This is a genomic window from Massilia sp. CT11-108 (genome assembly GCF_047302915.1).
Classification (GTDB): Bacteria; Pseudomonadota; Gammaproteobacteria; order Burkholderiales; family Burkholderiaceae_D; genus Telluria; species Telluria orientalis.
The window spans coordinates 1-8,218 of sequence record NZ_JBKYMO010000253.1; the positions used below are offsets into that span (position 1 = coordinate 1).

General features: G+C 68.7%; 7 protein-coding genes. 1 reads left to right on the forward strand and 6 read right to left on the reverse strand.

The window, feature by feature from the left end; genetic code table 11:
• The 6 genes from ACEN88_RS19125 to ACEN88_RS19150 form a co-directional block, all read right to left on the reverse strand.
• Positions 1-1,129 (reverse strand): formimidoylglutamate deiminase (locus ACEN88_RS19125; RefSeq protein WP_413342048.1); only part of this gene is annotated, 1,129 nt, incomplete at its 3' end.
• Positions 1,126-1,926: an N-formylglutamate deformylase gene (gene hutG / locus ACEN88_RS19130; RefSeq protein ID WP_413342050.1), complete on the reverse strand. Its 801-nt coding sequence runs from the start codon at positions 1,924-1,926 to the stop codon at positions 1,126-1,128. The genes ACEN88_RS19125 and hutG, both read right to left, overlap by 4 nt.
• Positions 1,927-1,939: 13 nt before the next feature.
• Positions 1,940-3,484 (reverse strand): histidine ammonia-lyase, encoded by a 1,545-nt coding sequence (hutH, locus tag ACEN88_RS19135; protein WP_413342052.1) that lies wholly within the window; start codon positions 3,482-3,484, stop codon positions 1,940-1,942.
• Positions 3,485-3,501: 17 nt separating this feature from the next.
• Positions 3,502-5,208: a urocanate hydratase gene (gene hutU / locus ACEN88_RS19140; protein WP_413342054.1), complete on the reverse strand. Its 1,707-nt coding sequence runs from the start codon at positions 5,206-5,208 to the stop codon at positions 3,502-3,504.
• 55 nt (positions 5,209-5,263) lie between these two features.
• A complete protein-coding gene (locus ACEN88_RS19145; RefSeq protein WP_413342056.1) occupies positions 5,264-5,917 on the reverse strand; it encodes a hypothetical protein in 654 nt (217 codons plus the stop codon).
• Positions 5,914-7,584, reverse strand: a complete 1,671-nt coding sequence (locus ACEN88_RS19150; RefSeq protein WP_413342058.1) for an amidohydrolase — start codon at positions 7,582-7,584, stop codon at positions 5,914-5,916. The genes ACEN88_RS19145 and ACEN88_RS19150 overlap by 4 nt, the downstream gene beginning before the upstream one ends.
• 171 nt (positions 7,585-7,755) lie before the next feature.
• Between ACEN88_RS19150 and ACEN88_RS19155 the strand changes: the two genes are divergently transcribed.
• A partial coding sequence (locus ACEN88_RS19155) for a glutathione S-transferase family protein (RefSeq protein ID WP_413342060.1) occupies positions 7,756-8,218 on the forward strand: 463 nt, incomplete at its 3' end.

Below are 8,218 nucleotides of genomic sequence, written 5' to 3' on the forward strand. Positions count from 1 at the left end.
CGCCGAGACGGCGCCCCGCCGCCTGCGCGCCGCCCGCCAGCGCCTGCTGCCACAGGAAGGCGCCGACGTCGCGCTCCTCGCCATGGACGGCGATATTGCGGCGCAGGTAGCAGAGCCGCTGGCCGTATTCGAGCCACCGCAGTTCTTCCACGGGACTTTGCGACACGTGGCTGTCGCTGCCGATGCCGAAGCGCCCGCCGGCCGCGATGTAGGGAGACAACGGGAACAGGCCGTCGCCCAGGTTCGCTTCCGTCGTCGGGCACAGGCCCGCCACGGCGCCGCTGGCCGCGATGCGGTCCCGTTCTCCGTCCGACAGATGCGTCGCGTGCACGAGGCACCAGCGCGCGTCGACGTCCACCTGCTCCATCAGGTAATCCACCGGGCGCATGCCGGTCGCCTCCACGCACTGCGCCACTTCGAGCTGCTGCTCGGCGATGTGGATGTGCAGCGGCCGGCCTGCCGGCAGCGCCTGCGCCAGTTCGCGCAGCTGGCTGGCCGATACGGCGCGCAGCGAATGCGGCGCCGCGCCCACTTCCAGCTGCGGCCCGCGCAAGGGTTCCAGCGCTTCGACGATGCGCAGCACCTGCGCGGGATCCGTGCGGAAGCGTTCCTGGTCCTGGCGCAACGGCGTGTCGTTGAAGCCCGCGTACGCGTACATCACGGGCAGCAGGGTCACGCCGATGCCGGCTTCGCGCGCGGCCTGGGCGATGCGCTGCGCCGTCTCGGCCGGATGGCCATACAGATGGCCGCCCGGCGCGCGCTGCACGTAATGAAATTCGCAGACCGCCGTGTAGCCGTGGCGCAGGCATTCCGCATACAGCTGCGCGGCCACCGCTTCCATCTGCTCCGGTGTGATGCGGTTGGCGACGCGGTACATCAGGTCGCGCCACGTCCAGAAGCTGTCAGGACGACTTCCCGCCCGTTCGGTCAATCCGCCGATGGCGCGCTGGAACGCGTGCGAATGCAGGTTGATCATGCCGGGCAGGACATAATCGGCGCGCGCCACGCCGAGCGGCGGCGACGCCTCCGGCGCGACATTCGTCAGGTCGCCGCGCACGTCCCATTCGAGCAGCACGTCCCGCTCCCAGCCGCCGGCCAGCAGCGCGTGGCGCGCGAATAAAGCGTTCACGCGTGCCCCCCTGCCCTCGCCCACCCGACTGCCGATTCCAGCAGCTCGTGCAACAGAGGCTGCACCTTGCCGGCGGCGTCGGGTTGATAGGCGAACGGCGGCGCCTCGTCCATGTACAGGCACTGGCACATTTCGAGCTGGATCGCATGCACGCCGGCGGCCGGATCACCGTAGAAGCGCGTGATGTGGCCGCCCTTGAAGCGGCCGTTGAAGACGAAGGTAAACAGGTCCTGGGAGCCGGCCACGCGCATCATCTCGCCCTGCAGCTGCAGCGAGCATGACCGGCCGTCGGCCGTGCCGAAGTTCAGGTCGGGCAGGCGGCCGTCGAAGAAGCGCGGCACGACGGACGCGATCGAATGCGCATCCCACAGCACCACCTGCCCGTGCAGCGCGAGCAGGCGGTCGAGTTCCGCGCGCAGTTGCTGGTGGTATGGGCGCCAGTACAGGTCAAGGCGGCGCTCGATTTCGTCGGCGTCCGGTTCGCGGCCGTCCTGGTATAACCGTTCGCGGGCGAACGTGTCGACGGGGCACAGGCGCGTCGTATCCTGGCCCGGGTACAGATTCGTGTCCTCGGGCGGCCGGTTCAGGTCGATGACATAGCGCGACCAGCGCGCGGACAACGTGGAGGCACCGATGCTGTCCGCGAAGGCGTACAGGTCGGGCAGGTGCCAGTCCGTGTCGGCCCGCACCAGCGCGCACGGCGCCATGTTCGCGGCGATGTCGTCGGGAATGTCGGTGCCCGCGTGTGGCATCGACAGCAGCAGCGGCACGGAACCCGGCTTGAACCTGAAATCCATCGTGACTCCCTGATCAGTGCAGTGCGGCGAACAAGTCCTTGCACGCGGCCGACAGTTCGCCTTCCATCACCATCCGGCGCGCCGCCTCGATGTCCGGCGCGAAGAACCGGTCTTCGTCGAACGCTGGCACGTGCTCGCGCAATTTTGCGTGGACATGTTCCAAGTGGCTGGAGCTCGTCAGCGGGCGGTGGAATTCGATCCCCTGCGCCGCCGCCAGCAGCTCGATGCCGACGATGACACCCGTATTGTGCGCCATCTGGCCGAGACGGCGCGCCGCGAATGTCGCCATGCTGACGTGGTCTTCCTGGTTGGCGGACGTGGGCAGGCTGTCGACGCTGGCCGGATGCGCCAGCGACTTGTTTTCCGACGCCAGCGCGGCCGCCGTCACGTGCGCGATCATGAAGCCGGAATTGACGCCCGGCTCGCGCACAAGGAACGGCGGCAGGCCGGACAGCGTCGAATCGATCAGCAGCGCGATGCGGCGCTCGGCCAGCGCGCCGATTTCGGCGATGGCCAGCGCCAGCGTGTCGGCCGCGAATGCGACGGGTTCCGCATGAAAATTCCCACCGGAAATGACTTCGCCGGAGTCCGGGAACACGAGCGGGTTGTCCGTGACGGCATTGGATTCGATGAGGAGTGTCCGGCCGGCCTGGGCGATGAGGTCCATCACGGCGCCCATCACCTGCGGCTGGCAGCGCAGGCTGTACGGGTCCTGCACGCGCTCGTCGCCGACGAGGTGCGACGCGCGGATCGCGCTGCCCGCCACCAGCTGGCGATAAATCTTCGCCGCCGCGATCTGGCCCGGCTGGCCGCGCACTTCATGCACGCGCGGGTCGAACGGGGCGTCGCTGCCGCGCGCGGCATCCAGAGACAGCGCGCCGGACACCATCGCCGCCTCCAGCAGGCGTTCGGCGAGGAACAGGCCGTTCAACGCGAGCGCCGTCGACACTTGCGTGCCGTTGATCAGCGCGAGGCCTTCCTTCGCCGCCAGCACGACCGGTTCGATACCGGCCGCGGCCAGCGCGGCGCGCGCCTCCATCAATTCGCCGCGCATGCGCACCTGGCCGACGCCCAGCATCGCGAGCGTCATGTGCGCCAGCGGCGCGAGGTCGCCGGACGCGCCGACGGACCCCTGCGACGGGATCGCGGGCATGATGCCGGCGTTGTACAGGGCGATCAGCGTGTCGACGATCAGCGGCCGCACGCCGGAATAACCGCGCGCCAGGCTGCCGATCTTGGTCAGCAGGATCAAGCGCACCACGTTGTCCGGCAGGAGTTCTCCGGTGCCGACGGCATGCGACAGGATCAGATTCTGCTGCAGCTGTTCGAGCTGGGCCTGCGGGATGTGGCGCTTGGCCAGGATGCCGAAGCCGGTGTTGATGCCGTAGGCCGGATCGCCCTTGGCGACGATGGCCTGCACGGTGGCGGCCGACGTCTCGATGGCGGCATATGCGGCCGGCGCAAGCGTGAGCGGGCCGTGCGCGCCCCAGACGGCGCGCAGGTCGTTCAGGGACAAGGCGCCCGGATTCAGGGTCAGTTCGTGGTGGTCTTGAGTCATGGTGGTTCGATTCCGTCTTACTTGATCATCGGGAGGCGCAGGCCGAAGCGCTTGGCCGTCTCGATCGCGAGTTCGTAGCCGGCATCCGCATGGCGCATCACGCCGGACGCGCAATCGTTGACGAGGACGCGGGCCAGGCGTTTATCCGCGGCCTCCGTGCCGTCCGCCACGATGACGACGCCCGCATGCTGCGAATACCCCATGCCGACGCCGCCGCCGTGGTGCAGCGACACCCACGTCGCGCCGCCGGCCGTGTTCAGCATGGCGTTCAGCAGGGGCCAGTCGGAGACGGCGTCGGTGCCGTCGCGCATCGCTTCCGTCTCGCGGTTCGGGCTCGCGACGGAACCGGTGTCCAGGTGGTCGCGTCCGATCACGACCGGCGCTTTCAATTCTCCCGTGCGGACCATCTCGTTGAACGCGAGGCCGGCCAGGTGACGCTCGCCGAGGCCCAGCCAGCAGATGCGCGCCGGCAGGCCCTGGAACGCGATGCGGTCGCGCGCCATGTCGAGCCAGCGGTGCACGCGCGTGTGCTGCGGGAACAACTCCTTGATCTTCGCGTCGGTTTTATAAATGTCTTCCGGGTCGCCGGACAGCGCCACCCAGCGGAACGGACCGCGGCCCTCGCAGAACTGCGGGCGGATGTACGCGGGCACGAAGCCGGGGAAGTCGAACGCGTTTTTCACGCCCTGGTCGAACGCGACCTGGCGGATGTTGTTGCCGTAGTCGACGGCGTACGATCCCATCGCCTTGAAGTCGAGGATCGCCCGCACGTGCACGGCGCAGGATTCGGCCGCCGCCTGCTTCAGGGCCGCGTGCTGCGCCGGATCGCGCTGGGCCGCGAGCCACTGCTCGACGGTCCAGCCGCGCGGCAGGTAGCCGTGGATCAGGTCGTGGGCGGACGTCTGGTCCGTCACCAGGTCCGGCACGAGGCCGCCCTCTTTGGCCCGGCGCACGAGTTCCGGCAGCACGTCCGCGGCGTTGCCCAGCAGGCCGATGGAAACGGCCTCCTTGCGCGCCTTGTGGTCGCGGATCATGGCCAGCGCGTCGTCGATGTCCTTCGCCTGCCTGTCGAGGTAGCGGGTGCGCAGGCGGAAATCGATGCTGCTCTGCTGGCACTCCACGTTCAGCGACACGGCGCCGGCGAACGTCGCGGCCAGCGGCTGCGCGCCGCCCATGCCGCCCAGGCCCGCGGTCAGGATCCAGCGCCCGGACATATCGCCGCCGAAGTGCTGGCGGCCCGCCTCGGCGAACGTCTCGTACGTGCCCTGCACGATGCCCTGGGTGCCGATGTAGATCCAGCTGCCGGCCGTCATCTGGCCGTACATGAACAGGCCTTTGCGATCGAGCTCGTTGAAATGCTCCCACGTCGCCCATTTCGGCACGAGGTTCGAGTTCGCGAGCAGCACGCGCGGGGCGTCGGGATGCGTCTGGAACACGCCGACCGGCTTGCCGGACTGGATCAGCAGCGTCTGGTCGTCGTCGAGATCGCGCAGCGACGCGAGGATCTGGTCGAAGCAGGCCCAGTCGCGCGCCGCGCGGCCGATGCCGCCGTAGACGACGAGGCCTTGCGGGTTTTCCGCCACCTCGGCATCCAGGTTGTTCTGCAACATGCGATAGGCCGCCTCGGTCAGCCAGCTTTTACATGTGAGCTCGCTGCCGCGCGGGGCGCGGATGACGCGGGTGGGATCGAAACGCGGATCTCCGCTGGGAGAGGCTGTGGTCATGACGGACTCCTCGACATAAGTTTTCCAGGAAGTCTAAGTTGTCTATACAACCTCGTCAAGGGCGATAGCTGAGGTTCGGACGGTAGCGCAGCAATTCGTTATCGACCCGGTCGACGAGGCCGGACAAAGTGTACGGCGTCCCCAGCGTTGCAGCCGCACCGAACGACGCCACGGCGCGCATCAGCACGTAGGCCGGGGCCTCGCCGCCGGCCTGCAGCCTGTACCACGTCTGGCGCGCCGTGCCGCGCGCGCGCGCCACCGCCTGCTCGAACGCCGCCTCCTGGCCGGGACGGATGTGGTAAGTCGTCAGGCTCAGGAACGGCGACGCGTCCGGCAGCGGCTCGCCCGCACTCATCGCGTCCATGCGCTGGTAGATGCCGTGGCTGACGAAGTCGGCGTATGGCACCACGTTCACGTTGTTGTCGGCGGCGTCGGCCGCGGGCTGCACGGCCGCGTCGAAGTCGGCGGCCGCGTGGCCGAACGTGCCGTCCATGAAGCGGTTGATGCGGTTGCCCAGCACGAAGGTCCAGCCGTACCACGTCCACGGGTCCTGCACGCCCTTGTGCCATTGCAGGTGGCGCTCGTAGCCCTTTTCAAACGCCTCGGCCTGGCCAGGCTTGGGGACGATGACGACCATGCGGGCATAAGACTGCGCCCAGGCCGGGGAAACGGCCACGAATGCGAGAGCGGCGACGAGAGCTTTCATCATGGTTTGCGATATACCTGTTGGCCGCCGACCCACGTCTCGAGGACGCCGATCTTGTGGATGTCGTACGGGGAGATTTTGAAAAGGTCGCGGTCGATGACGATGAAGTCCGCGTACTTGCCCGCTTCGAGGGAGCCCTGCGTTTTTTCCTGGTGGCCCGCGTAGGCCGCGTCGAGCGTGAAGCAGCGGAAGGCTTCTTTCAGCGACATCTCCTGCTCGGGATACCAGCCGGCGATCGGATTGCCGCTCGCGTCCTGGCGCGTGACGGCCGCGTGGATGCCGAAGAACGGGTTCGGCGCCTCGACCGGGAAATCCGAACCGCACGCGATGCGCGAACCCTGCGCGAGGAACGTGCGCCACGCGTACGCGCCCTTGATGCGCTCGGGGCCGATGCGCTGCTCGGCCATGTTCTTGTCGGACGTCGCGTGCGTCGGCTGCATCGACGGAATGATGCCGATGCTCTTGAAGCGCGGGATGTCGGCCGGGGTCACGACCTGGGCATGCTCGATGCGGTGGCGCAGCGCCTGGCCGCGGTTGGCGGGGATCTCCTTCGCGAAGATGTCGAGGATCTGGCGGTTGCCGGCATCGCCGATCGCGTGCACGTTGACCTGGTAGCCCTTCTTCATGGCCTTGGCGATCATCGCGTCGATCTCGCCGTTCGAATGGAACAGCAGGCCGTGCGAATGCGGATCGTCCGTGTACGGCGCCAGCAGCGCCGCGCCGCGGCTGCCCAGCGCGCCGTCGGCGTACAGTTTCACGGCACGCAGCGCGTACATGTCGTGGCCGTACGTGTCCAGCGGGCCGTTTCGCGCCAGCCGGTCGAAGTCGGCGCCGGTGCCTTTGATCATCCCGTAGATGCGCGCCGTCAGCTTGCCGTGGTCCGCGTAATCGCGGTACAGCCGGTCCTCGGCGATGCCGATCCCCGCGTCGTGCGCGCTCGTGAGGCCGACGCTGGCCATCGTGCCCAGCGCGCGGTCGAGCATCGCGCGCGCTTCCTGTTCCGTCGGTTGCGGCAGCACCTTCTGGATCATCGCCTGCGCCGCATCGACCAGCACGCCCGTCGCATGGCCGGCGGCGTCGCGCACGATCTTGCCGCCGACGGGGTCCGGCGTCTGGTCCGTGATGCCGGCCAGCGCCAGCGCGCGGCCATTGGCCCAGCCGGCGTGGCCGTCGACGCGTTCCAGCCACACGGGCCGGTCGGCCACGACGCCATCGAGTTCCTGTGCGGTCGGGAAGCGACCCAGCTTCCAGTTCTCCTGATTCCAGCCGCGCCCGCGCACCCACGCGGCCTTGGCGTCGGCACGCGCGTAGTCGCCGATGGCGGCCAGCGCCTGCGGCAGCGACGTCGTGGCCGACAGGTCGAGCTGCGTCAGCATCTCGCCCAGGCCGAACACGTGGCCGTGCGCATCGATGAGGCCCGGCAGCACGGTGCGGCCGGCCATGTCGACGTGCTTCGCCTGCGGAGCCTTCGCGGCGACATCGGCGGCAGTGCCGACGGCGAGGATGCGGCCGGCGTCATCGAACGCGAGCGACGCGAACTGGACGACGTCGCCCTTCGCGTTCAGCGTGTAGCCGTTGGCGTTGTCGATGACGGTGGTGGCGTGGGCCGTGGCGGTGGCGAGGGCCAGGGCGATCAGGGTGTGCCTGAGTTGCTTGTGGCGGGGGCGCATCGGGGTCTCCGTTGTCGTTGTGGATGAACCGGGGTACGGCTCAATAGCAAGAAACAGAGTGTATAGAAATTTACATTGTGGTCAATCGCGGGCCTGTGGTTCGATCGCAAGAACCGGAGGGTGCGGCGTTTTACGCGGTGGTCCAATCGTGTTTTTTCACCGGAGATAACGATGCTCACCCTGTACGATTACCTGCCCTCGCAGAACGCCTGGAAAGTCCGCCTGCTGCTGAACCATCTCGACATCCCCTATCGCACGGAGATCGTGCGCATCTTCGAAGGCGAAGGCCAGCGCCCCGACTTCCTCGCGCTGAATCCGACCGGCGCCGTGCCCGCGCTGCGCCTGTCCGACGGCCGCACGCTGGCCGAGTCGAACGCCATCCTGACGTACCTGGCGCACGGCACGCCGTACCTGCCTTCCGATCCGTTCGGCGGGGCGAAGGTGCAGCAATGGCTGTCGTTCGAACAGGACCACGTGGCGTCGATCGCGACGCTGCGCCACTGGACGCTGACGGGCAAGCTGGCGCGGCGCGCGCCGGCGCCCGCGGCCGCGCGGCGGCGGGCGCGGGGGGCCCGCCCGCCCCGCCCCCCCCCCCCCCCCCCCCCCCCCCCCCCCCCCCCCCCCCCCCCCGGCC